1 protein-coding gene is annotated in these 229 nt (G+C 68.6%); it reads right to left on the bottom strand.

Annotation, left to right across the window (positions count from 1 at the left end):
* Positions 1–229: alpha/beta hydrolase-fold protein (locus tag QP324_RS12270; RefSeq protein ID WP_284816268.1), on the bottom strand; the 229-nt coding region annotated here is incomplete at both ends.

Genomic DNA, 229 nt, shown 5'->3' with positions numbered 1-229 from the left:
GATCGAAGGTGGCCGGGCCGTCCCAATCGGAGTAGAAGGAACCGGCGCCACCGGCGGGCATGACGACGGTGATGTTGGAGTCCGCGAACACCTCACCGGCGTTGACGTCCGTGGTCCACGCGGAGCGATCCGGCAGGGCGCGCATGCCGTCGAGCAGGTAGAGGCCAGCGTTACCGCCGCGCGCGGCGGGCTGGATGTGGACGGGGATGTGCTTTTCCATCGAGGGCGA

Origin of the sequence: Corynebacterium sp. UMB0012 (genome assembly GCF_030216265.1) — a bacterium.
Taxonomy (GTDB): Bacteria; Actinomycetota; Actinomycetes; order Mycobacteriales; family Mycobacteriaceae; genus Corynebacterium.
This window is presented reverse-complemented; position numbering and strand designations above follow the sequence as displayed.